General features: G+C 57.5%; 18 protein-coding genes. 16 read left to right on the top strand and 2 right to left on the bottom strand.

The window, feature by feature from the left end; translation table 11 throughout:
• Positions 1-340 precede the first annotated feature (340 nt).
• Both DU506_RS01680 and DU506_RS01675 read right to left on the bottom strand, forming a co-directional pair.
• Positions 341-1,024, bottom strand: a complete 684-nt coding sequence (locus DU506_RS01680; RefSeq protein WP_114485223.1) for a superantigen-like protein SSL4 — start codon at positions 1,022-1,024, stop codon at positions 341-343.
• 49 nt (positions 1,025-1,073) lie between these two features.
• Entirely contained in the window at positions 1,074-2,126 is a 1,053-nt protein-coding gene (locus DU506_RS01675; protein WP_114485222.1) for a ParM/StbA family protein, read from the bottom strand.
• A 700-nt stretch (positions 2,127-2,826) separates the two neighbouring features.
• On the opposite strand from DU506_RS01675, the gene DU506_RS01670 reads away from it, so the two are divergent.
• The 16 genes from DU506_RS01670 to DU506_RS01595 all read left to right on the top strand — a co-directional run bounded on the left by DU506_RS01670 (position 2,827) and on the right by DU506_RS01595 (position 18,727).
• Positions 2,827-3,273, top strand: coding sequence for a single stranded DNA-binding domain-containing protein (locus tag DU506_RS01670; RefSeq protein ID WP_114485221.1), 447 nt, complete (start codon positions 2,827-2,829; stop codon positions 3,271-3,273).
• A gap of 51 nt (positions 3,274-3,324) precedes the next feature.
• The gene (locus tag DU506_RS01665) at positions 3,325-3,534 is read left to right on the top strand and encodes a PRTRC system protein C (protein WP_114485220.1); all 210 of its coding nucleotides are present in this window, start codon (positions 3,325-3,327) and stop codon (positions 3,532-3,534) included.
• Positions 3,535-3,537: 3 nt separating this feature from the next.
• Positions 3,538-3,732, top strand: a complete 195-nt coding sequence (locus DU506_RS01660) for a hypothetical protein (protein ID WP_114485219.1) — start codon at positions 3,538-3,540, stop codon at positions 3,730-3,732.
• Complete coding sequence (locus tag DU506_RS01655; protein ID WP_181870664.1) at positions 3,675-5,210, top strand: hypothetical protein; 1,536 nt, start codon at positions 3,675-3,677, stop codon at positions 5,208-5,210. Before DU506_RS01660 ends, DU506_RS01655 begins: the two co-directional genes overlap by 58 nt.
• An 80-nt stretch (positions 5,211-5,290) precedes the next feature.
• Positions 5,291-6,004 carry a hypothetical protein gene (locus DU506_RS01650; RefSeq protein WP_181870663.1) on the top strand — a complete coding sequence of 238 codons (714 nt, stop codon included), beginning with the start codon at positions 5,291-5,293 and terminating at the stop codon, positions 6,002-6,004.
• A gap of 11 nt (positions 6,005-6,015) precedes the next feature.
• On the top strand, positions 6,016-6,777 hold the full coding sequence (locus tag DU506_RS01645) for a PRTRC system ThiF family protein (RefSeq protein WP_114485216.1): 762 nt from the start codon (positions 6,016-6,018) through the stop codon (positions 6,775-6,777).
• Positions 6,778-6,785: 8 nt separating this feature from the next.
• Positions 6,786-7,097 (top strand): hypothetical protein, encoded by a 312-nt coding sequence (locus DU506_RS01640; RefSeq protein WP_114485215.1) that lies wholly within the window; start codon positions 6,786-6,788, stop codon positions 7,095-7,097.
• Positions 7,098-7,303: 206 nt separating this feature from the next.
• Entirely contained in the window at positions 7,304-8,026 is a 723-nt protein-coding gene (locus tag DU506_RS01635; RefSeq protein ID WP_147273727.1) for a hypothetical protein, read from the top strand.
• Positions 8,027-8,078: 52 nt separating this feature from the next.
• On the top strand, positions 8,079-10,019 hold the full coding sequence (locus tag DU506_RS01630) for an NAD-dependent DNA ligase LigA (RefSeq protein ID WP_114485213.1): 1,941 nt from the start codon (positions 8,079-8,081) through the stop codon (positions 10,017-10,019).
• A gap of 68 nt (positions 10,020-10,087) precedes the next feature.
• Positions 10,088-10,918: a class I SAM-dependent methyltransferase gene (locus tag DU506_RS01625; RefSeq protein ID WP_114485212.1), complete on the top strand. Its 831-nt coding sequence runs from the start codon at positions 10,088-10,090 to the stop codon at positions 10,916-10,918.
• Positions 10,919-11,127: 209 nt separating this feature from the next.
• Positions 11,128-11,364, top strand: a complete 237-nt coding sequence (locus DU506_RS01620; protein WP_114485211.1) for a hypothetical protein — start codon at positions 11,128-11,130, stop codon at positions 11,362-11,364.
• A gap of 11 nt (positions 11,365-11,375) precedes the next feature.
• Positions 11,376-13,271, top strand: coding sequence for a hypothetical protein (locus tag DU506_RS01615; protein ID WP_114485210.1), 1,896 nt, complete (start codon positions 11,376-11,378; stop codon positions 13,269-13,271).
• 199 nt (positions 13,272-13,470) lie between these two features.
• Positions 13,471-13,794, top strand: coding sequence for a hypothetical protein (locus DU506_RS01610; RefSeq protein ID WP_114485209.1), 324 nt, complete (start codon positions 13,471-13,473; stop codon positions 13,792-13,794).
• A gap of 202 nt (positions 13,795-13,996) precedes the next feature.
• A complete protein-coding gene (locus DU506_RS01605) occupies positions 13,997-15,673 on the top strand; it encodes an ATP-binding protein (protein WP_114485208.1) in 1,677 nt (558 codons plus the stop codon).
• Between the two features lie 431 nt (positions 15,674-16,104).
• Positions 16,105-16,812 (top strand): dTMP kinase, encoded by a 708-nt coding sequence (gene tmk, locus DU506_RS01600; protein ID WP_114485207.1) that lies wholly within the window; start codon positions 16,105-16,107, stop codon positions 16,810-16,812.
• A gap of 178 nt (positions 16,813-16,990) precedes the next feature.
• Entirely contained in the window at positions 16,991-18,727 is a 1,737-nt protein-coding gene (locus DU506_RS01595) for an ATP-binding protein (RefSeq protein ID WP_114485206.1), read from the top strand.
• Positions 18,728-18,741: the final 14 nt, after the last annotated feature.

Here is an 18,741-nt window from a genome sequence, read left to right as displayed (position 1 = left end):
TAATGGGCCAGCAAAACAACCGCAACCCTTGGCTTGGGTGCTTGCATGGATGCTGTGGTGAAACACAGCAGCGTCTAGCAAAATCTCCATGGAGATTTTGGTAGGGGCAGGCGTTGCAAGCTATGGCTTGATGCTTGAACGAACAACGGAAATACGCCACGCATTCCGCTCGGAAAATCCCCTTGGAGGTTTTATTTATCTACAACCTTGTCACACGTTCAAAATCTCCATGGAGATTTAAATGGGAACTATTCCCATTAATGGCTTAAAGTCAGAATCAAAATCTGGCACAAAAAAGCCGGTGCTATTGCACCGGCCTATTTGAAAGGGAACTAGATACTTAGGTTGCCTTGCCCTTCTTGGCAATCATATCAAGGACTGACTCCATCCCCTCATCTTCATGCTCGTCCACCGCCTTTCGCTTCTGGCTTTCGGGTTCAGAAGGGCGGGTATCGGATGGCGTGGGTGATGCCTTCTCATTAACCTGCTTCGCCTCTGGACTGTCAGGCTTAGCTGTCTGTGGCGCGGGTGTTGCAGCCTCAGTCTCTTGAGTCTCGGCAGGCACTGCCTGCTCTGCCGGGGAAGATTCAGAAATCTCCATGGAGATTTTGACAGGGCCAGGTGCTCTTGCCGTCACGCTGTCCAAGGGAGCCGTGGTCGCGCCAAGCGTAAGCAAGTAGCTCTCAAGCAGGGTTGTCACGATGGTACGCACTTCACCTTCCGAACGCCCATCGATGGCCTCATACAGAAGCGGGGTGACATAGGGATAGATCGTGATGCTGACCATCGTGCTCGACCAGTCTGAATCATCGCGTCCTGGTACGGCGAACTCGGCAGGATTGAGCTTGCCCCCACTGTACAAGCTCCCCCCAAGCCTCAAAGTTCGCAACACCACTTCGCACCCCATCGGCAGGATGGAACCGATATGGCGCTTACGATGGTGAGGTTGCTGCGCCAGCATGTGACGGTAGACCAGTGGCGCTGACCTGGCGCTGATATAGTAATTAATCGTGATCGGTGTCATTGGCACTTCTTATGGCCTGGTCGCCCAGGCCACTCCTATTGGTCGATGCTCAGCAGGCGGCGCGTAGAAAGCCGATGACATTCATCATAACGGGATCGTCGGTCTTGTAAACTGCCGCTACCTTGGTGCCTTCCTTCACATGGGGTTCAAACAGATCGGCTCCCCCGCCTGTCAAAATCGCAATGTTGGGTTCGTGGCCCGAACTGTGCAACTGAGAGCGGATACCGTCCAGTGCCGAGGTTGCCACGTCCTTGGCGATCACTTTCAAGTCATCCTTGAAATTGTGAAGCCCTTTCGCGCCCGCCACGGTGTATTTGCCCTGGCGCAACTGACTCTCAAGACGCCCCTCCGGTATCGGTATTTGATGCGTTTCTTTCAAGTGCGCCCGAAGCTGGTCACAGATCGCCTTGACGCTGTTGGGCGTCGAAACGCTCGAATCCTGATAGATGCGTTTGCCCTCATTGATAAGCACCACATCACAGGAATAGAAACCGGGGTCGATCACCAGCACCAACGACTCAAGCAGAAATTCGGCGCGTTCCTTGTCGGATGAAAGCAACTGGCCATAGAACGTGCCCAGGGGCTGCGGCACGACCAGAACCTCTTTGACGTTGACTGTCAGCCCATCCAACTCATGCTTGCCTTTTGCTCGACCGATGATGGTCTTCTCTAAGTCTGGGCTGTTGTAATACTCATTGGACGGCAAACCAAGCACCAGCGTCTCAATTTCAGGCTCCCCAATTTCGGCCAGACAGCCCTTTAACAGCGCCAGCCAAACATCGCGTTTAACGTACTCGCTGGAAAAATCGCGGTAATTCCCCTGAATATCCTTGAAATCGACTGGCGCTCGCCAATCCTCGCCGTTGACCTTGACGATGTGCCCTGGCATTTCCTCTGAACGCGAGTCGGCCAAGGCGTCAATCGGTGCCGCGCCAGCGGGAAACAGGCGCGTCTTGAGCGCCGAGGCTGCGCGCTTGTCAGGGTCATCACTGCGGGAATGTCGAATCCCCAGGTATAAATCTTCCAGCGGCGCTCCAGAAGAATGCAGCCATGCTAATTTAGCATTCGAGTATCCTAGATCCATCGCGGCTACAATGGGCATAGTAGTTGTCCTTTCGTGGTTGTGAAACGGGCGTTGGCGGCTATTGCGGCACCCAGGGTAAGAATAATCCAATACCTATCCATACGCAATGTATAGGCCAGTCAAAGCATTTGCTTGGCAATGGCCTTGAAGCGTAAAGGCCACTATAGCCCGATATAGAAGGCTACTATATACCTTGCTTGGCATTGGCTGTGCTTTTCAATGGCTTTGAATGGCAACGCCCTTGTACAGCAACCATTATGATGCGCGTGGGGTAGCGCCTCATTTGAGTGCTAAAGACGCGGCAAAGTGGTTTCTCAGCCTGCTTACTCAGCAAAAAATGCCTTCTGCGTGTCCTTAACAGTGCCGGAAACGTCCAGATTGGCATTGAAGGCGTGAATCCCTTACCCGTCTCTATAAATGGCTACTGCTACCTAAGCCAGTGCCAGCTAATGACCTTGACTAGCAATGCCGTTTCTAAATAGCCCCTTTTCGGGTTAACACCTGTGATTGGCAAAGGCAATGGTATTCAAAGGCCATGCCTGACAAAGCAATCAGCCGCCAATGCCGTTGCCTGCGGCAATCCTTTGCAAAACAACCATGACATTCCACTCCACCTGACGGACTGGCCGTCACCACCAAGTTTTTTTACAAGCGGCGCTTGACCATCACCTCATTCATATATATATTGAACACAACCCATATATGAAGGAGCCACCCAATGTCACTGTTTGCCCTTTTGAGTCAGGTCATGTCCCGCCACGGCGACAAGCTCAGCGTCAACATCAGCACCACGAAGGAGGGCGCTGACCCCGAATTGCGACTCATCATTTCCGCCAACCTCGGCCCTACGAGCAAGGACGCAACCGAGCAGGAAGCGCAGCGTCGGGCCTCCCTTGCCATGCCGCTGGTTATTCAAGGCACCGCCGCTGACTGCGAGTACGAACTCAAGGCGCACATCAACAAGTACGCACGGCATGTCGATGAAACCGCCGCCTCAATCCTGCGGATGCAGCAAGCCAAGAGCGCTGCCGACAATGCCAAACCAGCCCCGAAACCCAAGGCTTCGCCAAAGCAAAAGGCCAGCCAGGACGATGAACCGGACAACCAGCCCAAGCAGGCCACCACCATGCCCGCCGCTGCTCCATCGGGTGCAGACGAATTCTAGCCAGTGACACCCAGGCAACCGCCACTCAGCCTATCCAACCGGAGAACCAATATGAGCGCCACTCTAATTCAGGTCATTCGCGTCTTTCGCTTCAAGTCCCGCGATCTGCCCGACCCCAACCCGACCATGACCCAAGCCGAGGTGCTTGAGCACTACACCAACCAATACCCCGAACTGCTGGGTGGCAAGGTGGTGCCCCCGACACAGGAGGGCGATGCACTGGTGTATGAGCTTCGCGCCAATTTTGGTGACAAGGGGTGAGTCATGAGCCAAAACGCCTCCCGGCGCGAAGCACTACGCGCCCGACTTGATGCCTGGGCCGAGGGCGCTCCGCTTCTCGACCCGACCGAATCAGCGGGGCAACCGCCCCGCGCCTTGAGCAGCCGCCAAAAGGAAAAGCTATGGCAACTTTCCAACAAATCGACCAAGGTTTCGCTGGGGCTTCCCATCCTTCGCTGACCCCCATGATGTTGCCCACTCTGGGCAACGCGCTTTCGGTCGGTCAGTTGCGCTTGCTGGGGGAAATTCTTGCCAAGGCATTCCCCCGCGAGGACAGCGCCAGCCTTGCCCGCTTCATCAGCACCTGCGAGCAGGGCGGCTGGATTACCGATCAGCAACTGGACTGGTTCGATCTGGGGCTTCCCGACGATGCCCTACGGCTGGTGGCACACGAAACAGCCAACCTGCTGGGCCATCAATTTCGTTTCCAAACGGCCCACGCTTTCCCCGATCACCTGAACAAGGAGATTACGGCGAAGATGGACGCCGGTCTCTCTGAGAGCGATCTGGCTCTGCTGCTTTATGCGGGCCTTGAAGCGGGCCTCTACACCGATAGCGACCTGGAAGCCTCCCTGACCCAGCACCATGACGAAAGAGGGATGCTTACCGACTGGTTCAATAGCGCCATGGAGAGCAGCATCTGTACCGAGAACACCAATGACTATGTAGCCTTTTCTTTCGCGTCACTCTCGGATAATGACGTACCTCTCGCGGAGAGGGAGGTAGCGCTGTATTGGGGACTCGATGAAACCCTCAACGTCACCGATCTAAAGATGCCCCTTGAGGATGCTCCGGCTGATGTCCAGTTGCGCGACCTGATCTGCATGATCTGCGCCGCCACTCAGGGACTGGTCATGGAATTTGTCGCTCCCTACGAATTCAGTCTTGATATGCACTGCTCTCAGTACGAAGAAGATATGGTTGTACTGGAGCATGGGGCCAGCCAGCGCAACCTGCCGATCACTGCCGAAAACCTGCTCAAGGTGGCCGTGGAAATACTGGAGGACGCGGGGGTTGGCGTGACTGATGCTTTCTCGCATGCAGACATTCACAACCCCTTCGAGTCGTTCGAGACTTACTGCGAAATGAAGGGCTATGCTACGCCTAGCATGGAAGTGCTAGCCGACTGGACGGGAAAGTTGGCGGCGTATCACTTGGGCCAAGCCAAACTGAGAAACCCGATTCAGGATTTTAGTGACGGCAACCACATCGATGAAACGGCGCTCCTAGAAGCCCTCAACGGGCGCTTTGATAACGAGCTACCCAGCGTGGCGGAACATGCTCCAAAGACAGCGGCGGCTCTACAGGCATGGCGCAACTGGCTCAACCAGCGTGTCGAAGCAGGCTGCCCACCGGCCATCAACGAGTTCATCGGCCTCTCCGACGGCAGCCTGGATGAAATCACCCCTATCTCCCACTTGATTCATGCCTGCCCCGGCCTGTTTTTTGAAGCCGAAATCGCCTTGGCGGAAATGGAGCACGACAGCATTATGTGCAGCGGAGGGGATAGCGCCGTGATACGCCTTGGCCGCGACACCAGCGACGACCTGCGCCTGTCGATCAATGCCATGCAAGCGGCCAACGGGCTTTGTCATCACCTCAATGCCCTGGGCGTAGCGCGTGAAGCCGATACCGAGCAGGACTGTTATATGGGTTGACATCGCGTTATATACGGGTACACTGAACCCAATCAGGGCAACCGCCCAACCCGATGGCAACCGCCAACAAGGAGCCGGACATGCTTAACCATAATATCGATTCCCGCGCCATACTGCTTCACCAGAACACCCAAACAAATTCCGTGGAAATCACCAGCCACGACATCATTGCGCTCCCTCACAAAGGCCAGGGCCGCATGAACTACACGCTGGGGGCAGGGCAGGTGTTCGGCCATGAGCAAAAGCAGGAATTTTGTGACATTCTGCTCAACGAGCGTGAACAACAAGGGCTTAACCTGCTCCCCGATCACCTGCTGGCGAAAACCCCTTATGCGCTGGTCTGGTGGATGCCGCCCCAGGTACGCGAGCTTAGCTTCATGGATAAAAAGGGCAGCCCCATTACCTTCACCCTCAAGGTGCCGGGAGTGGTGGCTGCCATGTGCCGGGGCACGTTGTACTTCGCGGCATTCAAGGGGGCTAAGCGGCCTAGCGCGGACACCCCGCTTTACCGTGTCCCGCTGCCCAACCTGATTGGCGATTTCAAATTTTGCATGGGGAACTGCACCGTTCCCAGGGACGCGGCAGAAGCCCATATCCCCGCCTGGGAAGCCTTTCTCTGGGAAAGCAGAAACAATCATCTGGGAAGGGAGCCTCTCAAGGGCATCAGTAGCCTCGATGACTACCTCGACCTCTTGGGTCGTTTCGACGGCACCAAGCGGTTCCCCACGGCCAAACTCGTCGCCACCGATGCCACCCTCGGCAGATTCCTCAACGCCCTTGAGCGTCAAGGTTAAGGAGAGTCCGAATGACTGCTAACACACTGACCGCCCCGCGCTCCTGGCTAAACGCCATCAACGTCCTGGTAATCGGTGCTGGGGGGAACGGAGGCGAGGCTGTTGACGCCTTGGCGCAGTTTCATGTGGCTATGCTGGCGCTGGGCCACCCCCAAGGGCTTAGCGTGACCATCCTCGATGACGGCGAAGTCCGCGAGGCCAATCTGGTGCGCCAGCGGTTCTGGCCGGGAGACCTCGGCCAGTACAAGGCCATTTGTCTGGCCAATCGGTACAACCTCATGATGGGCCTCGACTGGAAGGGCTTGCCGTTTCGCTTTGAGGATGCCCGCGACAGTAATTTGATTACCACTGGCTGCCACGACCTTATCATCACCGCCGTCGATACCCCCTCGGCCCGCCGTGAGGTTCACGCGACCTACGCCGATCAAAAACACTACAGCAAACCCATCTGGCTCGATCTGGGCAACAACCAGCGTAACGGACAGGCCATCCTCGGACGCCTGGGGGATAACCGCTACCCAACGGTGGTCGAGCTTTATCCTGAGCTTGCCGACATGGCCGATGACCCCCGCAAGTCCTGTTCCGCCGCCGACGCTCTCGGTAAGCAGGATTGCCTAATCAACCGCATGGTCACGACCGCAGGCATGAACCTGATCTGGGAGCTGATTCGCCACGGAGAGACCACCAAAAATGGGGTCATTCTCGACATGGCCAGCGGGCGTCAATTGCCGCGTCACTTCCCCGACTGCGGTCAGGACAGCCAAGCGGCTTAGGAGCCACCATGAACAACGTCCTTCACGACGCCCTCAAGGCGAAGCTACGCGCTATCACCATCAAGTCTCAGCCGCCCACGGCTGAGCAGCGCCACCAGTGGCGCATGGAGGATATGCTGGGCTTGGACGCCATGACCCTTTGCCGCACCTGCGAGTGGCAAATGTTCGGCTTCCGGCTGGGCTGCGCGAACCCTGAGTGTCCCGATCAGCCGCTGGCCCTCAAGGTGAACTACCGCCACCTCAACGGTGACGGCCAACTGCTGGAGCATGGCCGCGACTTCCTGTTCTTGGGTGATCGCCCTCTGGCCGCGCACACCTGAACCCTCGCCCAACAGTGCCAGTCTCGGCTGGCTTGGCTACCTGCCCCGTCCCAACCATACGGCCCTCACCAACCTATTCTGCATGGGGAAGGAGCATAGCCAATGCCTCTATATATACGTTGCATACAACCCACATATAAGGTACGCTGTTCATGTGTCGCGCAGCAACCGCCGCGCCACTCTCGCAACCGCGAAAGGAGACCCGCATGACGACATCACTAAGCCTGCCCAGACAGTGCCCAAGCTGCCAGCTTCCTGTCCCACTCCAGCCGCACGATCAGACCTTTGACCAACACCCAGGCAACCGCCTTGGCTGCCCCCAGTGTCACACCGTCGCCCCAAGGAACGCTTTTCAGCCAGTGGGCGTGGCGATTGACTGGTACGCTGAGCGCCGCTGCGGAGCGCGTTATGCCGGGTTCTGCATCCCGCGCACCCATGAAACTGAGGGAATGGCCGCACCGGAGAGTGTCACCCATCGCCACCTGCTGCACATGCGAGGCGACAACCCCCGCGCCAGCACCATCACCGAACACTCCCCACGGCTACGGGTCTGTCACCGCCTCGATCTGCGCGAGCTTGCCAAGACAGACGGTCGCGCCATCAGTGACGCCAAGATCGCCTGGGCCGTTGCCTTGCTGTGCGAGCAAGAGGCCATTCTGCCGTGTCACGACCCTATGGGCGCATCCACCGGAGAGAGCCACCTTGCCCAAGAAAATCTCCATGGAGATTTTGGACTGCCCGACTCCAACACGGCGAGCCACCCTGAGCACATCGCCGGGTGGCACACCATTAGCAGCATCCGCTGTTCTGCATCGCTTGAGACCATCACCCATGCCTACCGCTTCATCGGTTTCACGGCAGCGGAGCAACAAGCGGTAAATGAACGCATGATCGCCGCCAATTTCCCGCGCCAGCGCCGCGCTGCCTGATAATGAACCAGGGCAGCGAGGCTGCCCTGAACAAGATTTCGAGGATATTCGCATGACTGCCAAGCTCTCCATTCTGCCCAATGCCGACCTGATTGCCGATAACGAGGTGGCGCTGGCGCTGCTCGATCGCTCCGACTCCCTGGCCGATGTGTGCCGTGAACTGAACGCTGCTTACCGTTCAGGTGCGCCCATCGTCTCCGATGTAATCTACGATCAGGTGTTTCTCGCAGCATTGCGCCGGGAAAATGCCGACCATCCCTTTCTGCATGAAGTCGAGCCGGAGCCGCTGGCGCTCAACGCGCCTACGGTGCGCCACGCGACCCCCATGCTATCGACGCAGAAGTGCTACACGCACGAAGAAGTCGCTCGCTTCATCCAGCAAGTCCAACGCGCCGCCCAAGAACAAGGCATTGACCCAACAAGCCTGCGCTTTCGCCTGACGCCAAAGCTCGACGGCATCGCGGCGGAAGATGGGGGCAAGCAAGTGGTCACTCGCGGCGACGGCCTCCAGGGTCAGGACATTACGCGCATTGTTGAACGGGGTGTCGCCATGCTCGGCGGGCGTGGCTTGGGGCGCGGTGAGCTTGTCGCTTGCAAAACCTTCTTCGACGCCCATTTGGGCCGTGACACCGAACACGAACTCGATCATGCGCGCAACTTCATTGCCGGGTTTGTGGGGGCGGATACCCTAAAACCCCATCATCATCTGGCTCTCAAGGAAGGTGCCATCCGCTTCGTGCCGTTCGCTATCTTGGGCGACCGCACCGTCACCGCCGACGAACTGCTGAGCGACTGGCAAGGGCTGTACGACGCTGTGATTGCCGATAACCAGTACGAGACTGACGGTATGGTGGTGGAAGTCGCTCACGCGGCCCTACGCGAAGCGATGGGGGCAACCTCACACCATGAACGCGCCGTCATGGCGATCAAAAAGCAGGGGGAAACCGCCATTTCCACAGTGGAAGGCATCCGCCTGACTACCGGCAGAACCGGACGTATCATTCCGACCCTTGAAATCTCCCCGGTCTACCTGAGTGGAGCAAACGTTTCCAAGGCCACGGCGCACACCGCGAAAAATCTGATCGCGCTGGGCCTGGGGGAGGGCGCAGAAATCCTGGTCACACGTTCCGGCTCTGTAATACCCAAGCTGCTTAACGTGATAACCCCTTCTCCCAATCCCCTTATCATCACTCACTGTCCGGTCTGCGAGACCGAAGCCATCGAGGAAGGTGAACACCTTGTATGCAGCAACACGGCTGGCTGCTCATCCCAGACAGAAGCGCGGCTGCGGCATTGGTTCCACACTCTCGGGAATGTTGATCTTTTCGGACCCAAGGCCATCACCAAACTGGTGGACGCGGGCATTGAAACATTGCCTGAAATCTACGCCATGCAAACCGAGGATTTCGAGGCCGTGGGCTTCGGGCCGGGACAGTCAGCCAACCTCGTTGGTCAGCTGGCGCGCAGCTTGAACGAACCTGTCATGGAGTGGCGCTGGCTGGCCGCTTTTGGTATCCGTCACCTGGGCAAAGGGGATGCTCGCAAGCTGCTGGCAGAAATCCCCTTGGCTGAGCTTGAGCATGTCACCCCTGAGCAGATCAACGCCATCGCGGGGTTTGGCGCTTTGACCTCGCCTGCCATTGCAGCCTCCCTGCATGAAATATGGCCGACTATCGCGCACATGCACTCGCTGGGTTTCACCCTTGAAGCGGATGCCCCGGTTAGCGCCAGCACCGAGGCAGGCCCGCTGGCCGCTGAGAAGATCGTGTTCACCGGCACCATGCAAGTCGGCAGCCGTAAGGTCATGGAATCTGAGGCGGCAGCCCTGGGTGCCGAAATTCAGAGTGCGGTGAATGCCAAGACCACCATGCTGGTCATCGGTGAGAAGGCGGGCAGCAAGCTCGCCAAGGCCGAGAAGATCAACGAGAAAGCGGGCAGGGTAGTCGTGCGGGTTCTCACCGAAGCCGAGTATCTGGCGCTGATCGCCGGGTAAAGCTGGCTGGCGCGGTGGCCGTCATCCGCCGCACCAGCTAACGACGGGCATCCAAGGGGAGAACAAATATGCCAACTCAAGACACGACCAAGCGTTTGGGCCAATACATGACCCCCGCCTGGGCAGCCGAGGCGCTGGTGCGCGCCCACTTGAGACACCTGGACAGCGACGATTTCGTGGTCGAACCCAGCTGCGGAATCGGGCGCTTTCTCCAGGCCATTCCCGGCCATGTGCCGGTCACAGGCATTGAGATCGACCCCGTGCTGGCGCAACAGCCACGGGAGATCACAGGCCGGGAAGTCATCTGCGGGGATTTTCGCACGATTGATCTCCCACACCAGCCCACCGCCATCGTGGGCAACCCGCCATTTTCCACCAGCACCATCGAGCAGTTCCTTGATCGCTCGCATGACCTGCTGACCAAGGACGGTCGGGTGGCGTTCGTGCTGCCCGCCTATTTCTTCCAGAATGCTCGGCGCACGGTTCGCTACAGCGAACAATGGAGTCTCACCCAGGAAATGCTGCCGCGTAACCTCTTTCAAGGCCTCCAGTACCCCCTGGTGTTCGCCACGTTCACCAAGGACAAGAAGCGCCTGATGGTGGGGTTCGCGCTTTACGACGAACTGGCTTACCTGCAGGAGCTTCCCAAGGAAACCCAGGACGCCATGCGAGAAGGCCCGGCCACCTGGGGCGAGCTTGTCGGCGAGGCGCTGGCGCGTATGGGCGGGGAAGCCACGCTGCGTGAGATATACAACTACGTTGCCGATCGGCGCCCCACCGCGAATCCGGCGTGGCGCGAACAGGTACGCAAGGTGTGCCAACAGAAAGCCAAACGGATAGGGCGCGGGCGGTATGCCTCACAATCGCCCGCCAACACCGTCAGGACAGGTGCCGCGTGACAGGCCTGCCCTGTCGGGCGAGGGAGTTAGAGCATCACTGGGATGTCTACTTCGACTACGCCAGCTCTTTTTTCGCCCGCTCGCTTCTCCCTGGACCCTATATAACTCAGGAAGGGGACATGCGCGCTTCTATACGATTTGGTTAAAAGTCCACCACGGCATGCCACCATGACAAAATAGAAAAACCATTATCTGAGAAGGGGATTTATATGATTGTTAAAGATTATGTGGTGATGGAGAACCACGAAAATCAGCACGGCATTGTGTCCAATACCACCCTCCCCAAGGGGAATCTCAGCTTCGTCGGGCAATATGACGGGAATCTTTACATTAAGGATGAAAGCAATCGTGTCATTGAGTTCAAGGGGCTGAGCGAACCGATCAAAACCCCTTTATTCATGATGGATTTTCCAGCCGGGAAACTGCAATTCCGACAAGTCGATTAAAGGGGGGCGGCATGGATCTCAATTTGTTTTTGAGTAGCGGCCTCGCGTCCGTTACCTCGCACGGCAAGGGACTGGATAAGCAAAAGGTTCTCACTGTGGCCATGGCCGCCATTATTGGCGTCAATTCCGTGTCGTCGGCGTTTGCCAAGCCGCTGGAAAACACGCATGCGACGCCGGATAGCCCGGTGGCGGCGGCCGAGGTGAAAGGCGAGGCGGCAAAGCTGGACCTGGAGACGCTGACGCTGGATAACTTCAGGGAGCTTAACCAGAACAAGGAAAACGCCGTCTACAAGAACCCCTTTTCGGAAGGGGAGGTGTTGACGTTTCTCTACGACACCCCGACCGAGCAGTTCATTGCGAAACACTTCGGACAGGACTATCTCGACAGCGAGGCGTATGCCGGCGTCAAACCCTTTCTGGATTCGGCCGATACCTACAACGCCCCCACTTACTTTCGCGTCACGTTCGGCAGCGACGTTGATCCAAACTATATCGTGCCGCTGGATAAAGGCTTCGACATTGGCACTGAGGCGTTTGCCAACACCCCGTTCACCGAGGATGACTACCGCACTATTGCGATCTGGCACGAGGTGGGGCATGCGGCTGCCGAATACAAGTCAGAAGGAATCTATGAGGCTACGGCGGCACAAACGCATCTCACCGAGCAGGCGTCAGATATCATCGGTGTATCGGCGCTGCTAAAAGACAAGATGACCAATGAGGGGCTCGACAAGGCGCAGTCACTCGAATATATCGATGGGTTCATCCAGTATCGTGATCGAACCGTCGTGCGTCCCGGCGATGGTAGTCTGGATACGTCTCATATGACCCAGCCGAGCCTGCTGGCCCTCAAGCATCTGGTGGCGAATGATCGGATAGACCTGGAATCCATGGACCTGCAAGACATTCAGCATCTTGGCTACAACCTGGCGATCTCGGTTGTCGATGTCGACAACGCCGCGATCATGAAGGAGGTGGTGGGCGCGGACATAGACGTTGCCGAAAGACACGTATCCAACGCGCATTACAACATGATCCTTCACCAACTTGGCAGGGACAATGAGTACGATGCGCACCAGCTGATCGGTCGGCTTAGTGTCGATAACGATCACGCCACAGGTCTGCGTAAAATTCTCCACGACCACGACACCAAGCCTGATTTTTTCACTGAAATGTCGGATCAGGAGCGGGCTGAGTATTTGGAGGTGCTCAGCCAGATGCCCGGTGGCCAATCCTATGATGGTCACGACACCATGGGCGCAGGCCCGGTTGCCGATGCACTGGAAGAACTCTACAAGAAAAATCCCGAAGGCGTGACCACCTTCTTTGAGGCAGTCGCCAAAGCAGGGGTAAGCCAGTTCGAGGCGAAAGGGGGAATGGACGCTGGGTACGCCTACCAGCCGAACTTGTTTCAGACGCAGTTCGGTGTCCATCAGGAGGCTGAGAAGGGCGCATCACCTCAGGCTGACACCACGGGGCCAGCGGTTGCCTCCCTGGACAACAAGGTCGAGGACACCAAGAAGCACTGGCTGGGGGGTATGGCAGACACCCTTGGACTGACGAATGCAATGGCTGGCATCAAGCGGGTCATGGCCCGGCAGGATGCCTCCCCGGACCATCCCGACCCAGACCTGCAACCGCCCCATGGAAAAGCTCCAGAAGCGGACAGTGCCATACCGGGCAAAACTTCGACCCAGACCAAAACGGCAGATATCGACGCCACGGCGACCGCCAGCGATGGCTCGCCAGGAACCAGTCGCTTTCGCGCCATGTTGATCGAGGAAGCCGAGCGCATCGCCGCCGAGACCGCCGCCGCCGAGCAGCGCCAAGGCCCAGCCACCGCTCAGGCCACGCCGTCACCGATGGCGTCCACCCCGCATCGCACTAAAGGCCCGTCCGTGATGTGAACCAGACGCAACGTCACCGCCCTACCAAGAATACGGCGGGGCGCGAGCAAGTACGCAAGGTGTGCGCGGGCGATGCCACCCCCAAAGCAAACTTTGTTGCTTAGAAAAAGGCTGGTACTGTTGACTGAGACGCATACGGACATACGACTAAGGGGCTTTGAAGCGCTCGGCCCCTAGAATACCCAAAAGGAGACTATCCATGTTTGGACTCGGTGCGAAAAATACAGCTTGGCTTCGCTCTCGAAAACCCGCAGGAAAGGTGCTGTTTTACCCGATTTGCTTTGTGCTGGGCATGGCCTTCATCGTGGCCATGCTGCCTTTCCGTTGGTTGCGGTCATTAGTGCAGGACCCAGGGGTAACGATTGTCCTTACCGGGATAGTCTTGGCATTGATTCGCTATGTCCCGTCATGGATTGATTTTTACAAGGAGGATGGCCTCGGGCCGGTGTTGTACGCAGGCGCACTGGTCTATGGCTTCTTTTGGGTGCTTTTCCGATTCTTTCGTATGATCAGTCGCCGGTAGGAACCTCCCGTATCCACGGGTGCTTGCCACCGTCACCAAGCACCCGATAGCCGTTACCCGGCAACGCCCTCCACATCCGCTTAGCGGTGCGTTTCGCTTTTCTCTTTATATGGGTTGACGTAAATACATATATAAACTAATCTATCTGTGTGCGTCGGTGATCACCGACATGAACCAAGGCAACCGCAGAGGGAAAAACATCATGGCAAAACACCAGATTCAGGTCGGCAGTCAGCTTATTTTTCACATGATTGAAGGTCAGGCCGGCAGTTTCTCTAAAGCCTTGCTCGAGATGGTGATGAATAGTGTCGACGGCAATGCCAGTAAAGTAACCATCACCCTTGATACCGAAGGCTTCACCGTTACTGACAACGGAAAGGGGGTGCAACGACTGGATGATGTGCGCGAATGCCTTGGCACGCTGGGCTTTGACCACGGTGACAATGAAGGTCGCGTCTACGGGCGTTACGGGCTGGGCCGCGCTCAGGCGTGGGCCTTCGCTCCGACGACTATGCGTACCTCGACGCACCAGATGGACGTTGATATTCGCAAGAACGGCCTTGAGTACGACCTGCGGGATGACCTGCCCGAACAAGAGGGCTTCACCGTCACGGGGCGCTTCTACGATCCCATGTTGCCAAGCGACGTTGACCGCACCGAGCGCGAGTTGGAAGAGTTGGCCAAGTACGCCCAGATTCCAGTCATCCTGAATGGACGCAGCATTTCCAAACTACCCAAAGATCAAAAATGGGACATTGAAACCGACGATCTGTATATCAAGATGCAAGCCAAGGGGCAGTTGTCGGTCTATAGCATCGGTGTCCTTGTGCGTCATTTTCCGGCCCACACTTTTGGCACGGGCGGTATTGTGGTTTCCAAAAAAGCCTTTGAGGTGAATGTCGCCCGCAATGACATTCTCGAATCCAAGTGCAGTCTCTGGAAGGAAGCCAAACGCCTGATTCGCGCCAGCGCAGGCGAGCGTACCCGCAAGAGCAAAGCCTTGAACGACAACGAGGCGGAATTCCTTCTTCACCAACTGCTGTCCAATGAAATCAATTTTAATGATGCGGATGTCGAAAAGCTGCGCCTGCTCAAGGATGTGACCGGCAAGCGCCACCCTATCGGTCGACTGAGAAACTTCAAGGAAATCACCTTCTGCACCGACGACCAGAAACGTCTGGCGATTCGTGTACACGAGAAGGGGTGTGTCTTTGTCATGCACCCCTCCATGATGGACATGCTGAATGCCTACAGTGTCGAGAACGTGCAAGCGAAATTGGAAGCGGTGGCGACCAGCCAATACTTTGCAGGTGACGGCATGCGGGATACCGTTTGCTTTCGTGGCAACGTGAGGGATTTTACTGATTATGCAGATATGTTCAGTGATACCCACGAGCCACTGGATTCGCGCAAGGATTTGACCAAGATTGAGCAATGTGCGCTAAAAGCGATGAATGAAGCGGCCAACTATATCCCAAGCTGCTTTCGTACCGCCCTGAATGAAAGGCCCGCTCCGCGAAATATCATCCTTGGGGTCAGCGAGACGGCGGAAGCGTGGACGGACGGGGCGACCTATGTGGCGGTGGAGCGTGAAACGGCCAAGCTGCTGCGCCAAGGGGTTTCGGGTGCCACGCGACTCGCGGGCATCCTGATTCACGAGTTCTGCCACACTTCTTCTGATTTGACGGGGCACGGCCATCCACCTGAGTTCTATGAACGTTTTCATGAAGTGATGTTGGCAAGCAATGGTGGTGTCGGCTGGATTGCCAATGAACTACTGAAAAATTACGCAGCGGCACTGCGCAAGCGCGGACTAAAGCCCACGCAGGCGATGCTCAAGGCCGAAGACAACGATTTCAAGGCCGCAAACGTGGCCTGATACAACGCATCCCGCCCGCAACGGGCGGGGCTGGCGCGGCGGCTGCAAGGGCCCTCGCTACGTCCTTTAAGGCCAAGTCCCACCCAATCCCCGTTTATCCCCGCCTTCCTTCTCCTGTGGGCATACAGCCCCCATAGCGTAGCTGCTCACGCCCCACACCAGCGTTTGGTCGGTATTTCGTTTTCACATGACCCGACTCCGCGCATTGACCCCTATATCAAGACGGTAGGGGGCGTTTCCATCTTCACCCCCAGCAACGAACCGCTATCGTCTTGCAGACTTGTCCCATAGGAGGCCTTACCCATGCTGAACACCGCAATAACCCGGCGACACTTTGGCATGGTGGGCCACGTTCGCGTCACCCCAGAGAGGGGGATGGCTCCGGTATACTGGGTTTACCCCTCATGTTTAACAGCAAAAGGCGCACTCCCATGCCCACGCCCATAAAACCCGGCAAGCTCATTTCCGTCGAGGGGGTCGATGCTTGTGGCAAGGGGTCGCAGATCGCGGCCATCCATTCGCATCTGGAGGCGGCAGGGCACACCGTCGTCCAGGTGCGCGAGCCCGGTGGCACTCCCATCGGAGAACAGCTTCGCGAGGTATTGCTGGACAGTCGCAACCAGGCGTTAGACCCCATGACCGAACTGCTGCTGATGGCGGCTTCCCGCGCCCAGCTGGTGGCCGAGGTAATCGCTCCGGCGCTGGCGCGGGGCGATTGTGTTTTGGCCGACAGATTCCATGATTCTGGCCACGCCTACCAATATAGAGGTCGCGGGCTACCGCTGGCGCATGTCGAAGCCCTGGAGAACATGGCCCTGGGCGACCTGCGCCCCGACCTGACCTTGCTGCTCGATCTGCCGGTATCGACCTCTCTGGAACGCATGGGGCATCGCGGCCATGCCACGGGCGCAGAGAAGGATCGCATCGAGCTTGAAGCCGGGACATTATTCGAGCGTGTTCGCGCCGGGTATCTTGAACGAGCCGACCAGGAGCCCGGACGCATCAAGGTGCTGGACGCCCGCCAGAGTATCGAAGCCGTCCGCCAAGCCGCGCTGGGGCATGTCGATGCCCTGCTGGAAGCCGCACGCAATCCCGTTCCGGCCTCGCTGCGCCGACACTCACTTAACGGCCCCTGCTGAGCCAATCACTCAACTTCCAGCGAAACTCGCCACCCTCCACGCATAGGCCGAGCCATAGGAGAAAAAAACATCATATATGGGTTGACGCAATCTTATATATAGGCAATACTGTGTTTGTCAGCTCACAACAGAGCGACATCGGCAACCGCCGACCCAACCCAGACATGAGGCAATCGCCATGAACGCAATCACACAACCCATCACTCTTGACGTTTCTCGCAACGGCACTATCCGTACTCTGGCAGATCAGTTCACCAGTAACACCACCTTCCTCAAGGAATTGCTCCAGAACGCCCGCCGCGCAGGTGCCAGCAAGGTTGAAGTCAACTATGTAGACGGAATCTTGACCCTGACTGACGATGGCCACGGTATCACCGACCCTCAAGTGCTGTTCTGCATCGGCAAATCCGAGTGGCAGGATATGGACATGATGGCGCAGGAAAATCCCTTCGGGATCGGTTTCGCGGCCTCGCTGTTTGCCGCCGACCGGATTACCGTCGAGTCGGGCAGCTGGCGTCTCGACGCCGACACCGCCGACATCCTCGCTTTCGAGCCCCTCGACCTTGAGGCGGTCGAAGGGCAGCAGGGCACCCGTATCTCACTCATCATCAAGGATGCGCTCAAGGAGGAAAAGCAGCCGCTTTGCGAGGAGAAGGCACAGGAGCTTTTCGCGGCGCTCGCGCAGGCATTCCCCATCGACATCCTGTTCAATGGCGAGCTGTTGCCTGCGCCGCTACGCCAGCAGCAAGGCGGCAAGGCACTTGAAGCCGGAGCGCTCCAAGGCTGTCTGGTGCCCGTCACCGAGGAGGGCGTACTCCAGCGCTGGAATTCCGCAGTGGTCATAGTCCTGCAAGGCTTTGTCATGGAAAGCCTATGCTCCGACTTTTACTTCCCCGGTTTTTCTGCTGCTTTCCACCGAAACCTCCCCATGAAGGCCGAACAACGGGCCATAAACCCGGAGCGACTGTCGGTTTTGCATCTTGATAGCAGCAAGGTGCGTGCCCGTGTGCCGGATCGTGACCAACTGATCGATCGTGATGCGGTTTATAGAGGCATCAAGGAAGAATTGCTGGAACTGTGTCGCGCCCGTCTGGTCGAGGCCAAGGCCAACCTGTCCGCCAAGATGTTTATTGACAGCTTTTTTCATCGCTGCCAGAACTGGGGCATGATGCACCTGCTCAACGACTTGCCGCTTCCCAAGGGCTGGGTGCATACCGTCGACGCACTGGCGGCTTATGGCGAGAATGACGTATTCGAGTGGGGCGATGAACACATTCAGCCCAACGCCGAGGTGTTTCTGGCCAATCTGGAATACGAGGAACCCGACCCGCTCAGCGCGGTGTGCACCTATCTGGCCGCCACCCGCACCCGCGTCATCCAGAATTACACCCAGCTTGATGCCGGTCACTGGGTGAAGGCCAATACGCTGGATGTCTACGCCAACGCAAGCTCTGAAAGCTATGGCTTTGTGGTGAAAGCCACCCCCATCGAGGTGCTGGGCGAGGCCACGGTCGCGCTTTACGACTGGATGCCGTGTAGCGTGGTGATCTGCGAGGGCATCAGCCTGACTCCCTCGGATAGTCGCTTCGCAGCCGTGGAGGTCGAAAAAGCGGCGGTCTACGATTGCGAGAGCAAGACGCTGCTGGTGACTCGCGGAGCCGAACAAGGTCACATCAGCGACATGCTCCTAGCGCTGGATACCTACGGGGAAAGTGATGAAAAAGACCGTGATGAAACCCTGCTCGACAAGGACGCAACCAAGATTTACCAGCTGAAAATCCTGCATACCAGCGACTCTCCGGTGGCTGTACTTCAACAGCACCTCAGCGAGACACTGGGGCATCTGGCCCAAGCGCTGGCTGGCAAGAGTTTCACGGTCACGGTCGATGCCGAGAGACGAATCTCTATCCAATAGGGATCACTGGATCA

This window comes from Vreelandella rituensis, assembly GCF_003336665.1.
GTDB classification, from domain to species: Bacteria; Pseudomonadota; Gammaproteobacteria; order Pseudomonadales; family Halomonadaceae; genus Vreelandella; species Vreelandella rituensis.
This window is presented reverse-complemented; position numbering and strand designations above follow the sequence as displayed.

Excerpts from the sequence above, each read along its gene's own strand:
- tmk (WP_114485207.1), top strand. The coding sequence starts at position 16,105 with ATGCCCACGCCCATAAAACCCGGCAAGCTCATTTCCGTCGAGGGGGTC.
- DU506_RS01645 (WP_114485216.1), top strand. The coding sequence starts at position 6,016 with ATGACTGCTAACACACTGACCGCCCCGCGCTCCTGGCTAAACGCCATC.
- DU506_RS01615 (WP_114485210.1), top strand. The coding sequence starts at position 11,376 with ATGGATCTCAATTTGTTTTTGAGTAGCGGCCTCGCGTCCGTTACCTCG.
- DU506_RS01670 (WP_114485221.1), top strand. The coding sequence starts at position 2,827 with ATGTCACTGTTTGCCCTTTTGAGTCAGGTCATGTCCCGCCACGGCGAC.
- DU506_RS01620 (WP_114485211.1), top strand. The coding sequence starts at position 11,128 with ATGATTGTTAAAGATTATGTGGTGATGGAGAACCACGAAAATCAGCAC.
- DU506_RS01650 (WP_181870663.1), top strand. The coding sequence starts at position 5,291 with ATGCTTAACCATAATATCGATTCCCGCGCCATACTGCTTCACCAGAAC.
- DU506_RS01630 (WP_114485213.1), top strand. The coding sequence starts at position 8,079 with ATGACTGCCAAGCTCTCCATTCTGCCCAATGCCGACCTGATTGCCGAT.
- DU506_RS01675 (WP_114485222.1), bottom strand. The coding sequence starts at position 2,126 with ATGCCCATTGTAGCCGCGATGGATCTAGGATACTCGAATGCTAAATTA.
- DU506_RS01605 (WP_114485208.1), top strand. The coding sequence starts at position 13,997 with ATGGCAAAACACCAGATTCAGGTCGGCAGTCAGCTTATTTTTCACATG.
- DU506_RS01640 (WP_114485215.1), top strand. The coding sequence starts at position 6,786 with ATGAACAACGTCCTTCACGACGCCCTCAAGGCGAAGCTACGCGCTATC.
- DU506_RS01635 (WP_147273727.1), top strand. The coding sequence starts at position 7,304 with ATGACGACATCACTAAGCCTGCCCAGACAGTGCCCAAGCTGCCAGCTT.
- DU506_RS01610 (WP_114485209.1), top strand. The coding sequence starts at position 13,471 with ATGTTTGGACTCGGTGCGAAAAATACAGCTTGGCTTCGCTCTCGAAAA.
- DU506_RS01660 (WP_114485219.1), top strand. The coding sequence starts at position 3,538 with ATGAGCCAAAACGCCTCCCGGCGCGAAGCACTACGCGCCCGACTTGAT.
- DU506_RS01655 (WP_181870664.1), top strand. The coding sequence starts at position 3,675 with ATGGCAACTTTCCAACAAATCGACCAAGGTTTCGCTGGGGCTTCCCAT.
- DU506_RS01665 (WP_114485220.1), top strand. The coding sequence starts at position 3,325 with ATGAGCGCCACTCTAATTCAGGTCATTCGCGTCTTTCGCTTCAAGTCC.
- DU506_RS01595 (WP_114485206.1), top strand. The coding sequence starts at position 16,991 with ATGAACGCAATCACACAACCCATCACTCTTGACGTTTCTCGCAACGGC.
- DU506_RS01680 (WP_114485223.1), bottom strand. The coding sequence starts at position 1,024 with ATGACACCGATCACGATTAATTACTATATCAGCGCCAGGTCAGCGCCA.
- DU506_RS01625 (WP_114485212.1), top strand. The coding sequence starts at position 10,088 with ATGCCAACTCAAGACACGACCAAGCGTTTGGGCCAATACATGACCCCC.